The sequence below is a fragment of the Rhodococcus spelaei genome (genome assembly GCF_006704125.1).
Classification (GTDB): Bacteria; Actinomycetota; Actinomycetes; order Mycobacteriales; family Mycobacteriaceae; genus Rhodococcus_G; species Rhodococcus_G spelaei.
Genome location: NZ_VIGH01000009.1, coordinates 189,842 through 205,679, shown reverse-complemented (window position 1 = coordinate 205,679; position 15,838 = coordinate 189,842). Strand labels below are relative to the sequence as shown.

Annotated in this window: 15 protein-coding genes (1 of these 15 only partly in view); 5 read left to right on the top strand and 10 right to left on the bottom strand. The window is 69.2% G+C overall.

Translation table 11 applies throughout. The annotated features are described in order from the left end of the window. Positions 1 to 23: 23 nt before the first annotated feature. The 3 genes from FK531_RS19410 to FK531_RS19400 form a co-directional block, all read right to left on the bottom strand. On the bottom strand, positions 24 to 1,130 hold the full coding sequence (locus FK531_RS19410; protein WP_142102287.1) for an Rv3169 family protein: 1,107 nt from the start codon (positions 1,128 to 1,130) through the stop codon (positions 24 to 26). 97 nt (positions 1,131 to 1,227) lie between these two features. Continuing rightward, positions 1,228 to 1,749, bottom strand: coding sequence for a 5-(carboxyamino)imidazole ribonucleotide mutase (gene purE / locus FK531_RS19405; RefSeq protein WP_142102285.1), 522 nt, complete (start codon positions 1,747 to 1,749; stop codon positions 1,228 to 1,230). After that, complete coding sequence (locus FK531_RS19400) at positions 1,733 to 2,995, bottom strand: 5-(carboxyamino)imidazole ribonucleotide synthase (protein ID WP_435531073.1); 1,263 nt, start codon at positions 2,993 to 2,995, stop codon at positions 1,733 to 1,735. The genes purE and FK531_RS19400 overlap by 17 nt, the downstream gene beginning before the upstream one ends. Before the next feature lie 121 nt (positions 2,996 to 3,116). Between FK531_RS19400 and FK531_RS19395 the strand changes: the two genes are divergently transcribed. After that, a complete protein-coding gene (locus FK531_RS19395) occupies positions 3,117 to 3,671 on the top strand; it encodes a GtrA family protein (protein ID WP_181763034.1) in 555 nt (184 codons plus the stop codon). Positions 3,672 to 3,704: 33 nt separating this feature from the next. Here the strand turns inward: FK531_RS19395 and FK531_RS19390 are convergent, their stop codons facing one another. From FK531_RS19390 to FK531_RS19370, 5 genes are read right to left on the bottom strand one after another with little or no spacing between them, the layout of a single operon-like run. Beyond that, a complete protein-coding gene (locus tag FK531_RS19390; protein WP_142102283.1) occupies positions 3,705 to 5,009 on the bottom strand; it encodes a sensor histidine kinase in 1,305 nt (434 codons plus the stop codon). Between the two features lie 15 nt (positions 5,010 to 5,024). Next, a complete protein-coding gene (locus FK531_RS19385) occupies positions 5,025 to 5,705 on the bottom strand; it encodes a response regulator transcription factor (RefSeq protein WP_142102281.1) in 681 nt (226 codons plus the stop codon). Positions 5,706 to 5,753: 48 nt separating this feature from the next. Then, positions 5,754 to 6,356, bottom strand: a complete 603-nt coding sequence (locus FK531_RS19380; RefSeq protein ID WP_142102279.1) for a PH domain-containing protein — start codon at positions 6,354 to 6,356, stop codon at positions 5,754 to 5,756. A 17-nt stretch (positions 6,357 to 6,373) separates the two neighbouring features. Further along, positions 6,374 to 7,558 (bottom strand): AI-2E family transporter, encoded by a 1,185-nt coding sequence (locus FK531_RS19375; protein WP_435531072.1) that lies wholly within the window; start codon positions 7,556 to 7,558, stop codon positions 6,374 to 6,376. Continuing rightward, positions 7,555 to 8,016, bottom strand: coding sequence for a DUF6069 family protein (locus tag FK531_RS19370; RefSeq protein ID WP_142102277.1), 462 nt, complete (start codon positions 8,014 to 8,016; stop codon positions 7,555 to 7,557). The genes FK531_RS19375 and FK531_RS19370 overlap by 4 nt, the downstream gene beginning before the upstream one ends. 204 nt (positions 8,017 to 8,220) lie before the next feature. On the opposite strand from FK531_RS19370, the gene FK531_RS19365 reads away from it, so the two are divergent. Beyond that, positions 8,221 to 8,640, top strand: coding sequence for a DUF7144 family membrane protein (locus tag FK531_RS19365; RefSeq protein ID WP_142102275.1), 420 nt, complete (start codon positions 8,221 to 8,223; stop codon positions 8,638 to 8,640). 66 nt (positions 8,641 to 8,706) lie between these two features. On the opposite strand, the gene FK531_RS19360 is transcribed toward FK531_RS19365, so the two are convergent. Next, entirely contained in the window at positions 8,707 to 9,540 is an 834-nt protein-coding gene (locus tag FK531_RS19360; RefSeq protein WP_142102273.1) for a biotin--[acetyl-CoA-carboxylase] ligase, read from the bottom strand. Between the two features lie 160 nt (positions 9,541 to 9,700). Between FK531_RS19360 and FK531_RS19355 the strand changes: the two genes are divergently transcribed. From FK531_RS19355 to FK531_RS19345, 3 genes are read left to right on the top strand one after another with little or no spacing between them, the layout of a single operon-like run. Beyond that, on the top strand, positions 9,701 to 11,341 hold the full coding sequence (locus FK531_RS19355; RefSeq protein WP_142102272.1) for an acyl-CoA carboxylase subunit beta: 1,641 nt from the start codon (positions 9,701 to 9,703) through the stop codon (positions 11,339 to 11,341). Continuing rightward, positions 11,338 to 11,637 carry an acyl-CoA carboxylase subunit epsilon gene (locus tag FK531_RS19350; protein WP_142102270.1) on the top strand — a complete coding sequence of 100 codons (300 nt, stop codon included), beginning with the start codon at positions 11,338 to 11,340 and terminating at the stop codon, positions 11,635 to 11,637. The genes FK531_RS19355 and FK531_RS19350 overlap by 4 nt, the downstream gene beginning before the upstream one ends. After that, positions 11,634 to 12,275 (top strand): Maf family protein, encoded by a 642-nt coding sequence (locus FK531_RS19345; protein WP_142102268.1) that lies wholly within the window; start codon positions 11,634 to 11,636, stop codon positions 12,273 to 12,275. Before FK531_RS19350 ends, FK531_RS19345 begins: the two co-directional genes overlap by 4 nt. Before the next feature lie 55 nt (positions 12,276 to 12,330). On the opposite strand, the gene FK531_RS19340 is transcribed toward FK531_RS19345, so the two are convergent. Then, a protein-coding gene (locus FK531_RS19340; protein WP_142102266.1) for a non-ribosomal peptide synthase/polyketide synthase crosses the window boundary here: on the bottom strand, positions 12,331 to 15,838 show its final stretch. The gene runs 24,041 nt beyond the window's last position; 3,508 of the gene's 27,549 nt are visible here — the last part of the coding sequence; its start codon lies off the right edge, out of view; its stop codon occupies positions 12,331 to 12,333.

The window sequence follows — 15,838 nt, the reverse complement described above, 5'->3', positions numbered from 1 at the left end:
CCAGCGTAGGCGCTGCGCGCCGCCTACTGCGCGACCGAGGACCAGTCCGCGAAGCCGGTCGGGTCGTGCCTGCCGAGGCTCGCATGCTCGAACATCCCGGCGCCCGGCGCCCCGTTGCAGGTGGCGCTGGCGGAGAAGTCGCTGACGCCGAAGGGAATTCGGCCCGCGATCGCCGGATCGGTGAGGTCGTAGACGGAGCGCGAGACCCAGTTCCGCCCCTTCCACTGCCCGTGCGTCCACTCCGGGTCACCGCCGTAGCCGCCGCCGACGTGCAGCGCGATGCCGGTGCGGGGGGTCACCTCGATCGTGACGGGACTGCCGTCTGCGGCCGTCAGGTGCAGCGTCGCAGCGAAGGCCCGGCGGGTGCCGGGGTGGTATTTCAACTCGACCCGCGGCCAGCCCAACTGCTCGACCCGACCGTCGTTCCACACCCGGGTGGCGTCGTTGAGCGTGCGGAACCCGTCCGGGCTCTCCTGGATGATCACGATCACCGAGAACTCCGCGAACCGCAGCGGGACGTACAGCCACCAGAACCCCTCGGACGGCTGCTCGACGAGCCGGCCCGCCGGGTCCGGATCGCCGACCGGACGGATGCCCCAGGACCGGTCCCTGGTGCCCATCCACCGGTCCGGCTCGACCACCAGGTCCTCGCCGTCGACCGACAGCACCCCCGACCACACGCCGGTCTGGGCGAACCTGCTCGACTCCAACTGCGGCCGCAGGCCGTTCGTCAGCAGGTGCGGCTGCTCCTGCACCGCGGGACAGGTCCCTTCCCACGTGAGGTCGAAACCGAGGCCGCCGGCGTCGTCGCCCTCGCAGACCACCCGCAGCTTGCGCAGCGGCTCGAGCACCTCGATCCGGTAGCCGCCCACCGCCAGGTCCAGTGAACGCTCCTCCAACGCGTCGGAGAACCGGACCGCCCACTGCCGATCGCCCTTACGGACCGTCGCGAACGCGTCGGTGACGCCGAGATTCGGGTAGACCCCGAAACCGGTGACGAGGAAGAGATCACCCTCGGTGTCGAGCGCGTTGAAATAGGAGCGGTCGTAGAAGTTCTTGTCCGAGGAGACAACCCGCGACATCGGCAGCGGGGTCTGGTGGATCGGGTACTCGTCGAGCGGTGCAGGCATGAAGCACTCCCGGGTTCAATTCGTGGCAACGATGAACGTAAATCCGACGTCGCCGAATCTAACCCGCACGGGGCCGCCCCGGACCCGAAACGACCAATCAGCCCAACAACTTCGCGCGCAGCGCCGCGTCCTTCTCCAGCACCATCGACTCGAGCCCGGCCTGGAACCGTTCCATCGCCTCGCGCAGCGCGGGATCGGACGCGCCGAGGATCCTGGCCGCCAGCAGTCCCGCGTTGCGCGCCCCGCCGATCGACACCGTCGCGACCGGCACACCCGCCGGCATCTGCACGATCGAGAGCAGCGAGTCCATCCCGTCGAGGTACTTCAGCGGCACCGGAACTCCGATCACCGGCAGTGCCGTCGCGGAGGCCACCATGCCGGGCAGGTGGGCGGCACCGCCCGCACCGGCGATGATCACCTTCAGTCCGCGACCGGCCGCCTCGCGGGCGTAGTCCAGCATCCGCTGCGGCGTGCGATGCGCGGAGACCACGCCGACCTCGAAGCGGATCCCGAACTCGGCCAGCGCCTCGGCGGCAGCCTCCATCGTCGGCCAGTCCGAGTCGCTGCCCATGATCAGGCCGACCAGCGGCCCGTTCGTCGAATCACTCACCGTGTACATCCCATCCGTCGGTCCACTCCCCGTGCGAGAGCCAGTGCGCGGCCCGCTCGGCGCGCTCGCGCACGGCCGCCACGTAGGCCGGGTCGCTCAGCGATCCGTCGTACCCGCCGACCACGTTGACGTGGCCGATCTTGCGGTCCTTGCGCTCACCCTTGCCGTACATGTGCACCTTCGCGTCGGGCATCCGGGCGAACAGGTGGTGCAGTCGCTCGTCCATGCTCATCGCCGGCGCGGTCGGCGCGCCGAGCACGTTGGCCATCACCGTCACCGGGGCGACCGGCGACGGGTCGCCGAGCGGGTAGTCGAGCACGGCCCGCAGGTGCTGCTCGAACTGCGAGGTCCGTGCGCCGTCCTGGGTCCAGTGCCCGGAGTTGTGCGGCCGCATCGCGAGTTCGTTCACGACCAGCGTGCCGTCGGTGGTCTCGAACAGTTCGACGGCCATCGCCCCGACGGCGCCGAGCTCGGCGGAGATCCGCAGCGCCAGCTGCTCGGCCTGTGCGGCGAGGTGGTCCGACAGCTCAGGGGCGGGCGCGACGACGACCGCGCACTGTCCCTCGCGCTGGACGGTCTCGACGACCGGCCAGGTCGCGCCCTGACCGAACGGCGAGCGGGCCACCATCGCGGACAGCTCGCGGCGCATCGCGACCTTCTGCTCGACCATCAGCCGCACGCCCATGTCGAGCTGCTCGGTGACGATCTCCTCCGCCTCCTCGGCGTCGGTGGGCATCCACACGCCGCGACCGTCGTAGCCGCCGCGGACCGCCTTGAGCACGATCTGCCAGTCGTGCTCGTTGCCGAACCGCTCCACGTCACCGGCCCAGGTGACCTCCGCGAACGCGGGCACAGGCACACCGAGCTCGGACAGTCGGCGACGCATCGCCAGCTTGTCCTGCGCGAAGATCAGGGCGTGCGGCGGTGGCTGCACGTTGACGCCCTCGGCGACCAGCACCTCGAGGTGCTCGGTCGGGACGTGCTCGTGGTCGAAGGTCAGCGCGTCGGAACCGACCGCGACCTCGCGCAGCGCGTCGAGGTCTGTGTGACTGCCGAGGACGACGTTCGCGCTGACCTGGGCCGCGGGCTCGTCCGGACCGCCGGAGAGCACCCGGAGGCACTGACCGAGTTCGATCGCGGCCTGGTGGGTCATCCGGGCCAACTGCCCGCCGCCGATCATCGCTACCACCGGCAGGCCGGCATTCGGGTCGCGCGGGCTGCTGGGGCGGTGCTGGGATCCGGGATCGACGCTCACGGCTCACCATGGTGTCACGTCGGCGTCGACACGAGAAAGCCGAGGCCCGCACCTGAGAGCAACCTGTGATCCGGGGTGTCAGTTAACAGAGTCGGGCGAGACTTTCGTAGAGTCAACCGTTGTGTCTTTTGTCGATCGGACGTTGAGCCGCGTTCCCACGCCGTTACGGGACGTCGTGCTGCGTCATCACGAACTCGTCAAGTTCGCGATCGTCGGCGGCACGACCATGATTTTCGACCTCGCCATCTTCTACTCGTTGATCTTCACGGTCCTGGACGAGAAGCCGACCGTCGCCAAGATCATCTCCGGCGTGATGGCGACCATCCTCAGCTACATCCTCAACCGCGAATGGTCCTTCAAGAACCGTGGCGGACGCGAGCGGCACCACGAGGCCCTGCTGTTCTTCACCATCAGTGCCGTCGGTGTCGTGCTCGCCGCCGCACCGATGTGGATCGCGAACAACATGTTCGAGATCCGAGCCGACCAGGGCAACGTGTCCAAGGTCGTGATCATCGACTTCGTCCTGAACTACATCATCGGCAACCTGCTGCAGATGGTCTTCCGATTCTGGGCGCTGCGGCGATTCGCGTTCCCGGAGGAGAACGCGCGGGCCGCCTCGCCCGACTTCGACCCGACGCCGGAGGAGCTGGCCGAGGAAGAGTTGGGGCACAGCTGACGAGCATGCGAGTCGGCCCTCGAGACAGCTGAGCTAACGAGGTTCGACCGGCAGCGTCGGCTCCCCGTTCGGCTCGGTCGGCAGGAACACCGCGAAGATCGCGGGGCGTCGGCGCTGCAGGTCCAATCGGCCGCCGTCGGCCTCGACCAGCGCCCGCGCCAGCGCGAGCCCGACCCCGGTGGACCCGGCACCGGAGAATCCACGGTCGAAGATGTGCGGCGCCAACTTGTCGCTGATGCCCACCCCCTGATCGGCGACCTCGACGCGCACCATCGCCTCGTGCCGCGGGGACGCACCGGGCACCATGCGCACCGACACCGTGCAGGTCCCGCCGCCGTGAATGAGCGCGTTGTCCACGAGCACCGACACGGCCTCGCGCAACCGGGACGGGGTGGCCGACGACCGCACGGCCCGCTCGCCGCGCAGCACCAGGGAGCGTCCGACCTGCTGGTACTGACGCTGCCACTCCGAGACCACGGTGGCCAGCTCACCGACCACGGACACCGACTCCTGAGGGCGGCCCGCATCGCGGGACGAGCGGACCAGTTCGTCGATAGCCAGAGTGAGCCGGTCGACCTGGGCCATCGCCTCGTTGGCCTCGTCGACGACCGCCGGATCCGGGTGCACGGACAGCTCGTCCAGGCGCAGCCGCACCGCGGTGAGCCGGCTGCGCAGCTGATGCGACACGTCACCGACCAGGGCGCGCTCGCTCTGGAGCCGGCTCGCGATGTCGACGGTGACCGCGTCCAGGACGTCGGACACCCGGTCGAGTTCGGCGATCCCGTACCGCCGTGAGTCCTTGCGGAAGTCGCCCTTCGCGAGCCGCGCAGCACGGTCCGCGACGTCCTGCAGCGGGTCGGCCAGCCTCCTCGCGGTTACGCTCGCGACCGCCGTGCCCGCGGCGAGCGAGGCCAGCACCACCAGGGCCACCGCCCCGACCGCCTGGCGTTGCAGGGTGCGCATCGACTCCGACGGCGCCTCGAGCCGCAGCGAACCCGACCTGCCCATGGAGATCGATTCGATCAGCGGTGACTCGACGGTCGCCGCGCCGATGTCGATCCGCGCGCTGGGGTCCGTCGGGGTGGGGTACGTCACGGACAGCTTGCCGCCCTCGGGCACGGCCAACCGGAGCGAACCCACGTCCAGTTCGCCGACGACCAGTCCGGTCTGTCCCTCCTGGGAGATGATCTCGGACGACAGCCGGTTCAGCCGGGCCTGCAGGTCGCTACGGCTGAAGTCCTCCACCCACAGCCAGGCCGTGTACATCAGCGGCAGTCCGAGCAGCAGTCCGGTCACCAGGACGACGGCGAGGATGGATTGCAGGATGCGGCGGCGCATGTCGGTCCGCGGCGGCTAGTCGTTGTTGAGGCGGAACCCGACCCCGCGCACGGTGGCGATGCGGCGCTCGGCGACCGGCCCCTCGTCGCCGATCTTCCGCCGCAGCCACGACATGTGCATGTCCAGGGTCTTGGATCCGCGCAGATCCGCGTCGCCCCACACTTCCTGCAGGATGACGTCCCGGGAGACCACCTCGCCGGCCCGGTCGAGCAGCACCTTGAGCAGCTCGTACTCCTTGTTGGCCAGGGCGATCTCGGCGCCGCCGACCATGACGCGGCGGGCCGCGGGCTCGAGCCGGATGTCGCCGACCTCGACCACCGAGTCGTCGCCGCCCCCGCGCCGACGCATCAGGGCCCGGACCCGGGCCATCAGCTCGGCGAGGCGGAACGGCTTGCCCACGTAGTCGTCTGCGCCCGCGTCGAGGCCCACCACGAAGTCGACCTCGTCGGTGCGCGCGGTGAGCATCAGGACGGCCAGGTCCGATCCGGCCCCCCGCAGCTGCCGGCACACCTCGAGCCCGTCCATGCCGGGCAGCCCGAGATCGAGGATCAGCAGGTCGAACGAACCCTTCAGGGCCAGTTCGAGTGTCTCGGGGCCGGTCTGTTCGACCGTCACGTCGTAGCCTTCGCGGCCGAGCGCGCGGGAGAGCGGCGCGGCGATCGCCTCATCGTCTTCGGCAAGAAGTACAGCAGTCACGACACCACAGTACGGAGCGCGGTGCGGATTTCACCTCATTGCCGCGGTTCAGCGCCGCCAGCCGCGCCGCGCCCGCCGACTTCCGGTGTCGTCGATATCCGAATGGTCCGGATCCACCCCGCCGAAGTCGACCGCGCCGCGCTCGTCACGGTGCAGGTTCATGGCATCGAAGACCTGGTGGTAGAGCAGTGAGTGGACGCGCTGGACGTCCGGGATGTCGTCGAATTCGAGCGGATCGTCGGCCGCCGAGCCGATCACCAGGGTGCCGGTTCGCAGCATCCGGTCGACGAGGCCGTGTCGGAACTGCACGTTGCTGATCCGGCCCATCGGAATGTCGATCCCGGTGTGTGTGAAGACCCCGTGCCGAATCAGCACCCGACGGTCGGTGACGATGAAATGGGTGGACTTCCAGCTGAGCAACGGCCCCAGGCAACGCCACCCGACGACCGCCAGCCAGGCCGCCAGGATCACCAGCAGGACCACGGTCCGCGCGGATCCGTCCAGCCGAGCCTGCGCGAGCCCGCCCGCGAAGCCGGCGACCGCCGTCGCCACGATGAAGGTGACGGCGGGTAGCAGCAGCATCTTCCAATGCGGATGCCGGTGCAGCAGTAGCTCTTCGTCCGCGGCGAGCGCGTCCTCCGGGTATCCCATTCGGGAAATTCTGCCACCTACCCGGACGTCGGCGATGCATCCTCCGCAGCGTCCTCGACCTCGGACTCGGCCTCCTCGTGCAGGGCAGCGGCCCGCTCTGCAGCCTCCTGCTCCGCGGTGGCGAGGTCCTCGGCGGTCGGCGGCGACCCGGATATCAACGCGTTCGCCCACCGGGTGGTCGGGTCGATGTCGAGCAGCAGGGCCTTGACCAACAACGTCATCGGTATGGCCAGCAACGCGCCGAGGGCTCCGAGCACCCAACCCCAGAACACGAGAGACAGAAAGGTGAGTGTCACCGACAGGCCCACCGCGTCACCGACGAACTTGGGTTGGATCACCGACTGGATGATCACGTTGATCACGCTGTAGACCACGATCACCCAGAGCATCAGCATCGGCCCACCCTGCAGGAGGGCGATCAGGGCGGGCGGGATCAGGCCCACCACGAAACCGATGTTCGGGATGTAGTTGGTGATGAACGAGAGCAGGCCCCACAGGATGGGCAGCGGAATCCCCATGGCCCACAACGCCCCCGCGTCGATGACGGCAACGATCAGCCCGAAGACCGTCGACACGATCAGGTAGCTGCGGGTACCGCTGGCGAACGAGGAGAAGGCGTAGGCCATGTCGGGGCGCGCGTAGGCAACCGCCCGCATCCGTTCGCCGAACGAACTCGCGTCGACTGCCATGAAGAGCAACAACGCAACGATGAAGAAGAGGTTGGAGAACACACCCAGCAGTCCGCGCAGGATGTCGTCGAGCAATCCCACGGCCTTGCCCAGATCGATGTTGGACAGTGCCGTGTTCACCTGGTCGGACCCGATGTTCAGCCCGCCGAGCCAGGACTGGACGTCGGCGACCAACTGGTCGGCCTTGTCCGCGTAGTCCGGGAGCAGGGTGGCGAGCTGGCCGATCGAGAGCACCAACGCCGCGACCAGGCCGAGGAGCACCAGATTGACCGTCGTCAGCGTCGCGACCACCGCGATAGATCTGGGTGCGCCCTTGCGCTGCAACCAGTTTCCCAACGGCTGCACAGCGACGGTGAGCATCAACGCCAGGAAGACCGGACCCACCACACCCGAGAATGCCCGGATCCCGGCCACCGCGACCACGGCGCCCGCCATTCCCAGCAGCACGATCAGTCCGCGCGGCAACACCGAGGGGGCCACGGGCGGGAACGGGGGCGCGGCGCGGGACTTCACTTCCACACCGCGGCTCGGTCACCCACTCCCGGCAGCATCCCGAGGATCGGCAGACCGATCGACAGGTGCACCAGGCTCGTCGCGATCCTGTCGCCGGTGCTCGCGTCGTACACGAACGGCAGCACCACCGCCGCGAGGGTCAGCAGGCCCACGATCCACCCGAAGAACGAGTCCCCACCCGGAGTGGTCGCCAGCAGCAGGTACAGCAGCGCGGCGGCGACGAGCGCGGCGATGAAGCCGAGGATCGCGAAGCGGACGGCAACGGTGGTGTCGAGCAGCCACGGCGGCGCGATCGGCATCAGGTCGAACGCCCTGACGATCAGGGTGACGACCAGTGCGGACAGCGCGGTGACCAGAGCCGCGGCGACCGCGCCGGCCCAGAACTTTCCGGCGGCGACTCCCCTCTCTCGCGCGATCGGTCCCCCCTGACCGGCGGCACCGCCCGGATAGCTCGTCATCGCGTCACCCCTTTCATGCCTGCTGCAGGCGTCGTACCGACAGTCGCAGCGGGCGTTCCCGGCTGCATCACCCGCGACGGATGACTCACGACCCCCGAATCCGCCGGACCGAAAAGTCACCCACCACGGATGAGGTGCGCACAGCTCGCAGACCGGACACTGCTGTCGAGCATGCTCGAGACATTCGACAGGAGAGGAACGGCCATGACGGATCACTCGGTCGCGAACCACAAGGACGACAGCGTCAAGCAGGGTTTTGCGGTAGGCACCTCCATCGCGGCGGCGGTACTGCTGCTGACCGTCGGCATCCTGCAGATCTTCCAGGGCATCTCGGCGGTCGCCAAGGACAACGTCCTGGTGTTCGGACCCGAGTACACCTACCAGTTCAACATCACGACCTGGGGCTGGATCCACATCGTCGTCGGCATCCTGATCGCACTGACCGGCTTCGGCCTGCTCAGCGGCGCGACGTGGGCACGGATCACGGCGATCTTCCTCGCCGCGCTCTCGATCATCGCCAACTTCCTGTGGCTGCCGTACTACCCGCTCTGGTCGATCCTGATCATCGCGCTCGACGTCGTGGTGATCTGGGCCGTCACGACCTGGGACACCGATCGCGTCTGATCCGCTCGGGCACGGGTGTGCGAACGGGGCGTGGACCGGATGGTCCACGCCCCGTTCGTGATTCGATCAGACCTGAGGCCGCAAGTGCGTGACGTCGCCGGCCGAGACGGCCACCGGCTCGCCGCCGCCGTCCGGCCGCACCACGATCCGGCCCTGGTCGTCGACGTCCGACGCGAGCCCGAGCAGTTCCCGGTCGGCGGGCAGCTCGACCCGGACGCGCTGGCCCAGGGTGCCGCAACGCGCCCGGTAGTCCGCGGCCAGCGCGTCCGTGCGCCAGTCGTCGTCGCGCCAGGCCGACCACTGCGCGGCCAGCTCGCGCAGCACCGCCCGAGCGAGGGTGTCCCGGTCGGTGGTCGCGGCGTCCGCGAGCTGCAGCGAGGTCGCCGTCGGGACCGGCAACTCCTCCTCGGTGAGCGTGACGTTGAGCCCGACCCCGATCACCACCGACGGCACCGGCGCGGTCGCCGCGACCTCGGCGAGGATGCCCGCGACCTTCCTGCCGTCGATCTGCACGTCGTTGGGCCACTTGAGCACGGCATCGACCTCGGCGACCGAACGCAGCGCGTTGACCACGGCGACCCCGGTCAGCAGCGGCAGCCACCCCATCCGGTCCAGCGGCAGCCCCGGCATCCGGAGCAGCACCGACACCGAGATCGACGAGCGTGGCGGCGCCACGAAGCTGCGGGCGTGCCTGCCACGACCGTGGTCCTGGTACTCGGCGATCAGCACGGCGCGGTCGAGGGCGGAATCCGCGGCCCGGGCGAGCAGGTCGGCGTTCGTCGAGCCGGTCTCGGCGACCACGTCGAGACTCGAGTAGAAGCCACTCGAGTCGTCCGTGGTCACGAGCGCCCGGCGCAGTGCGACGGCGCCGAGAGGCGGCCGGTTCAGGTCGGTGTACATGCTCGAGAGCGTATGGCTCCGACAGCCGTCGTGGCGAGGCCGTCCCACCCCCCGCGACGGGGCGCGATCTGGATACCCGCCGGTAGCTTGAGTTGAATGATTGAACGCAAGCGGCCCTCGGTATACCGGCCCCGAAGGGCAGTCGATAAGCTCTGTCCCCATGACGAGTGTCCAGGAGCCCACTGCGCAAGAGGCGACGCACACCCCTGATATCCACACGACCGCAGGAAAGCTTGCTGACCTGCAGAGACGTCAGGACGAAGCCAAGTTCCCGAGCGGCGAAGCCGCAGTGGAGAAGGTGCACGCGAAGGGCAAGCTGACCGCCCGCGAGCGGATCACCGCACTGCTCGACGAGGGCTCCTTCGTCGAGCTCGACGCACTCGCCCGCCACCGCAGCGTCAACTTCGGTCTCGCCGAGAACCGTCCCGCGGGCGACGGCGTCGTCACCGGCTACGGCACCATCGACGGCCGCGACGTCTGCGTGTTCTCCCAGGACGCCACCGTCTTCGGCGGCAGCCTCGGCGAGATCTACGGCGAGAAGATCGTCAAGGTCATGGACCTCGCCCTCAAGACGGGCCGTCCGCTCGTCGGCATCAACGAGGGCGCCGGCGCCCGCATCCAGGAGGGTGTGGTCTCGCTCGGCCTGTACGGCGAGATCTTCCACCGCAACGTCCAGGCGTCCGGCGTGATCCCGCAGATCTCGCTGATCATGGGCCCGGCCGCCGGCGGCCACGTCTACTCCCCCGCGCTGACCGACTTCGTCGTGATGGTCGACCAGACCTCGCAGATGTTCGTCACCGGCCCCGACGTCATCAAGACCGTCACCGGCGAGGACGTCACCATGGAGGACCTGGGCGGCGCCCACACCCACATGGTCAAGTCCGGTGTCGCGCACTACGTCGCCTCCGGCGAGCAGGACGCCCTCGACTACGTCAAGGACCTGCTCTCGTACCTGCCGTCGAACAACCAGGCCGCCGCACCGCGCCTGGCGCCGTCCGACCCGATCGTCGGTTCGATCGAGGACTCGCTCACCGCCGAGGACCTCGAACTCGACACCCTGATCCCGGACTCGGCGAACCAGCCGTACGACATGCACGAGGTGATCCGTCGCCTGCTCGACGACGACGAGTTCCTCGAGGTCCAGGCCGAGCGCGCCGCGAACATCATCGTCGGCTTCGGCCGCGTGGACGGCCGCAGCGTCGGCATCGTCGCCAACCAGCCGATGCAGTTCGCCGGCTGCCTCGACATCGACGCCTCCGAGAAGGCCGCCCGCTTCGTGCGGACCTGCGACGCGTTCAACGTCCCGATCATCACCCTGGTCGACGTGCCGGGCTTCCTGCCCGGCACCGAGCAGGAGTACAACGGCATCATCCGGCGCGGCGCCAAGCTGCTCTACGCGTACGGCGAGGCCACCGTCGGCAAGATCACCGTCATCACCCGCAAGGCCTACGGCGGAGCGTACGACGTGATGGGCTCCAAGCACATGGGCGCCGACGTCAACCTGGCCTGGCCGACCGCCCAGATCGCCGTCATGGGCGCCTCGGGTGCCGTCGGGTTCGTCTACCGCAAGCAGCTCAAGGATGCCGCCGCTTCCGGCGCCGACGTCGACGCGCTGCGCCTCGAGCTGCAGAACGAGTACGAGGACACCCTCGTCAACCCGTACGTCGCCGCCGAGCGCGGTTACGTCGACGCGGTCATCCCGCCGAGCCACACCCGCGGACAGATCGTGGCCGCCCTGCGCCTGCTCGAGCGCAAGATGGTTACCCTTCCCCCCAAGAAGCATGGGAACATTCCGCTGTGACGGCTACGACTCGCGACACGACACTCGAGGACGTCGAGGTGCTCTCCGAAGCCGCCGCGACCGTCGACGCTGCCGCGGCGGCTTCAACCGAAGGTGCGCAATTGCCGGTCATCAAGGTGGTCAAGGGCTCGCCGACCGACGTCGAGGTGGCGGCCCTGGTCGCCGTGTTCGCCGCCGCCTCCTCCTCGGGTGAGGCTCCGGTCGACACCACGCCGGCCGAGCACTGGGGCGACCCGGTGAAGATGCACCGGGCGCGCGCACCGTTCTCCCCGTACTCGTTCCAGAACCGGGCGTGACCCGGCTCGTCCTCGCCTCGGCCTCGCCTGCGCGACGCACCGTGTTGCGCAAGGCGGGGATCGAGCCGCACGTACACGTCTCGGGCGTCGACGAGGACGCGATCCAAGACTCGCTCGGACCCCGGGCCACTCCTGCGCACGTCGTGACGGAGCTGGCCCGGGCCAAGGCGTCGGCGGTCCTACCGGACCTGCCCGCCGAGGTCCTTGCCGACGCCGTGGTCATCGGCTGCGACTCGATGCTGCTGATCGACGGCGAACTCCAGGGCAAACCGCACACCGCGGATGTCGCCCGAGCCCGCTGGCGCTCGATGGCCGGCCGTAGCGGCACCCTGCTGACCGGGCACTGCGTGCTCCGGGTGCGCGACGGCAGCGTCACCGGCGAGACCGCGGCGGACAGCGCGACCGTCGTCCACTTCGGCACGCCCTCCGGCGACGATCTCGAGGCCTACCTCGACTCCGGCGAACCGATGCAGGTCGCGGGCGCATTCACCCTCGACGGGCTCGGTGGGTGGTTCATCGATCGGATCGAGGGCGACCCGTCCAGCGTCATCGGCATCGGCCTGCCTCTGGTCCGCCGCCTGCTCGGCGAGGTCGGGGTCGGCATCTCCGAACTGTGGACGGTCAACCGCCCCGACTGACCCGCCGGCCCCGTCACCGAGGGACGCAGTCCTCGGTGACGGAACCGGCGCTCGCTCACTGCACGCTCGGCGCGGACAGGTGTTCACGCACGACTGGACCGACCACGGCCAGCGCGGACGGCGAGGTCATTCCCCAGTGCGTGTCCGCCACGCCGTGGTTGTGAACCGTGCCGCTGACGTGCCGCTGCCAACCCGTCGCCGCGCGCTCTCCGCTCGGGTCGTCCCCGACCGCGGTGAAGAACAGCACATCGCCGTCGAACACCCCGGGCCGGTACATCGCGGTGAGGCCCGAATTGTGCTCGGCGGCCGCGAGCAGGCGACCGACGACATCGGCGGCCTGCTCCGCGCCCTGCCCGGTGAGCTGGCTGAACACGGCCACGGCCTGCGCCTCTGTGACGTCCGAGACCAGCTGGTCGCCGACTCCGTCCATGCCCATGCCGCTGAGGACCTCGGCCATGGTGACCTCGCCGTTCGGCGTGGTCGGCAGGGTCTCCGCGGTGAAGCTGTCGAGCATCGCCAGTAGTTCCACCTCTTCGCCCTGCTCCTGCAGCTGCACCGCGATCGCATGGCTGATCGTGCCGCCGAGCGACCACCCGAGGAGGTGGTACGGGCCGGACGGCTGCACCCTACGGATCTCGCGGAGGTAGAGCTCCGCGACATCCTCGATCGAACCGGGCAGCTCACCGTCGCCCTGCGCCGCCGGCGTCTGCAGTCCGTAGATCGGCCTCGCCGGGTCGACGTACTGCGTCAATCCCGTGTAGCACCATGCCAACCCGATGATCGGGTGCACGCAGAACACCGGCGCAAGCCTCCCGCGCTCGCGGATCGGCAACAGCATGTCGAAGGCATGCTCGGTGACGTCGTCGGCGCCGTGTTCGACCTGTCGGGCCAGCGCCTCGGGCGTGGGGTCGGAGAACAGCCACGGAAGCTGCACGACAGCATCGAGTTCGACCCGCAGCCGCCCGACCACCCGCATCCCGATCAGTGAGTTACCGCCGAGCTCGAAGAAGTTGTCGTCCAACCCGACTCGCTCCACGCCGAGCATGTCCGCGAACACCGCTGCGATCGTCTGTTCCACGTCGGTGACCGGAGCCCGGTACTCGCGCGCCGCCACCTCCGGCACCGGCAAGGCCCGACGCTCCAGCTTTCCGTTCGCGCTGAGCGGGAACTCGTCGAGCACCATGATCGTCTCCGGAACCATGTACGCAGGCAGAGTCGACGACATCCCCCGGCGAAGCTCGGCGGTGTCGATCTCGACGTCACCCTCGGGGACGACGTAGCCGATCAGCTGCTGCCCGGCGGATCCCGTATGCACGAGCACCACGGCCGCCCGGACCGCCGCGTCGGCCGCCAAGGCGGTCTCGATCTCGCCGAGTTCGATGCGCAGACCGCGCAGCTTCACCTGGAAGTCGGTGCGGCCCAAGAACTCCAGCTCGCCGTTCGAGTTCCAGCGGACCAGGTCGCCGGTGCGGTACAACCGCTCGCCGGGACCGCCGAACGGATCCGCGACGAACCGCTCCGCGGTCAGGTCCGGGCGATCGTGGTACCCGCGGGCCAGCTGCAGGCCCGCCAGGTAGAGCTCGCCCGGCACACCCACCGGCATCTCGTTCAGGCGCGCGTCGAGCACGTGCGCCCGGGTGTTCCAGACGCCGCCACCGATCGGCACCACCCCGTCCACGTCCGGTCCGATCCGGTGTGCGGTCGACGTGACGGTGACCTCGGTGGGGCCGTAGGTGTTGTCGAGGACTGCGGTGGACCGGGCCGCGAAACGCCGCGCCAGGTCCGCCGGGAGTTCCTCACCGCCGGCGAGGACGTACCGCAGCGACGACGGCAGCTGCAGCTGCGGATCCGCGAGGAAGACGTCGAGCATGGACGGCACGAACTCCAGGATCGTCACCGACCACTTGTCCGAGACTGCCACCAGGTACTCGGGATCTCGGTGGCCGCCCGGCTTCGCGACGACCATGCGCGCGCCGACCTGCAAGGGCAGGAACAACTCCCACACCGACACGTCGAAGGTGATCGGCGCCTTCTGCAGCACGGTGTCGGCAGGGCCCAGCGGGTACTGGCCCTGCATCCACGCGATCTGGTTGACCACCGAGCCGTGCGCGACAGTCACACCCTTCGGCCGTCCGGTGGACCCCGACGTGAAGATGGAGTACGCGACGTTCGCCGGCCGCAGAGGCCGCACCCGGTCGGCGTCCGTCAGCGTCGTGTCGGCGAAGCCGGACAGGTCGAGCCCGTCCACCTCCACCGCGGTGACCGACGCCGGCAGGTCGAGCGCATCCCCCGAACGCGACAGCACCACAACGGGTTCGGCGGTCGACACGACGTACTCGGTGCGCTCGTCCGGATGTTCCGGGTCGAGCGGCAGGTAACCGCCACCGGCCTTGAGGACGGCGTAGACGGCCACCAGCAGGTCCACCGAGCGGTACATCCCGATTCCGACGAGGCTCTCGGGTCCAACCCCGATCGAGACGAGGTAGCGGGCCAGTCGGTTCACCCTGCGGTCGAACTCCCGGTAGGTCAGCACCATGTCGTCGAAGACCAGCGCGGTGGCGTCCGGGGTCCGCGCGACCTGGGCGTCGAAGGCATCGACCAGGGTCGTCCCCGGCACCACGACGTCGGTGTCGTTCCATGCGACCACCGCGGATCGTTCGGCGTCGCTGCGCAATTCGATGGCACCGACAGCGAGCCGGGCATTGCCGGTGACGGCCTCGAGGATCGCGGTGAACTTGTCCGCGAAGCCGACGACGGTTGCCTCGTCGAAGAGGTCGGTGGCGTAGGTGAACGTCCCGTGGATCCCGGCGCGGCGCAGGTCCTGTCCGTACTCCTCCGACAGCGTCAACTGCAGGTCCAGCTTCGCGCCGGCGCCCTCCGGTTCGACCGGTGCGACGGTCAGTCCGGGCAGCGCCAGTTCCGACCGGGCGAAGTTCTGCACCACCAGCAGCACCTGGAACAGTGCCGAGTAGGCCGTCGACCTGGTCGGGTTCAGCGCGTCGATCAACTGCTCGATCTGGGTGTCGGAGTGCGCGAAACCCTCGAGGTCTGTTGCCCGCACCCGGGACAGCAGATCGGCGAACTCGGCCGCGGGCTCGACGCTGTTGCGCATCACCAGGGTGTTGCCGAACATGCCGATCAGGTCGTCGAGCGCCTCCTCACCGCGGCCGGCGACCTGTACCCCGATCACGATGTCGTCGGTGCCGGCGAGCCGGGACAGCAGGACCGCCAGCGCGGTGTGCGCCACCATGAAGAATGTCGAGTTGTGGTCCCGCGCTAGTTGATCGACGCGGTCGGCGAGATCCGCGGGCAGGGTGAAGTTCACATTCGCGCCCCGGTTCGTCGCGACTGCCGGTCGCGGCCGGTCGGTCGGGAGCTCCAACAGTTCGGGAACCCCGGCGAGGGCCTGCTTCCAGTAGCCGAGTTGCTTGGCGGACAGGCTTTCCGGGTCGTCCGGGTCGCCGAGCAGCGTTCGCTGCCACAGTGCGTAGTCCGCATACTGCACGGCCAGCGGCGCCCATCCGGGCTCGAGTCCCGTCCGCCGCGCCTCGTATGCGACCAGG

Excerpts from the sequence above, each read along its gene's own strand:
- FK531_RS19410 (WP_142102287.1), bottom strand. The coding sequence starts at position 1,130 with ATGCCTGCACCGCTCGACGAGTACCCGATCCACCAGACCCCGCTGCCG.
- purE (WP_142102285.1), bottom strand. The coding sequence starts at position 1,749 with ATGTACACGGTGAGTGATTCGACGAACGGGCCGCTGGTCGGCCTGATC.
- FK531_RS19390 (WP_142102283.1), bottom strand. The coding sequence starts at position 5,009 with ATGCGCCGCCGCATCCTGCAATCCATCCTCGCCGTCGTCCTGGTGACC.
- FK531_RS19380 (WP_142102279.1), bottom strand. The coding sequence starts at position 6,356 with ATGGGATACCCGGAGGACGCGCTCGCCGCGGACGAAGAGCTACTGCTG.
- FK531_RS19370 (WP_142102277.1), bottom strand. The coding sequence starts at position 8,016 with ATGACGAGCTATCCGGGCGGTGCCGCCGGTCAGGGGGGACCGATCGCG.
- FK531_RS19365 (WP_142102275.1), top strand. The coding sequence starts at position 8,221 with ATGACGGATCACTCGGTCGCGAACCACAAGGACGACAGCGTCAAGCAG.
- FK531_RS19360 (WP_142102273.1), bottom strand. The coding sequence starts at position 9,540 with ATGTACACCGACCTGAACCGGCCGCCTCTCGGCGCCGTCGCACTGCGC.
- FK531_RS19355 (WP_142102272.1), top strand. The coding sequence starts at position 9,701 with ATGACGAGTGTCCAGGAGCCCACTGCGCAAGAGGCGACGCACACCCCT.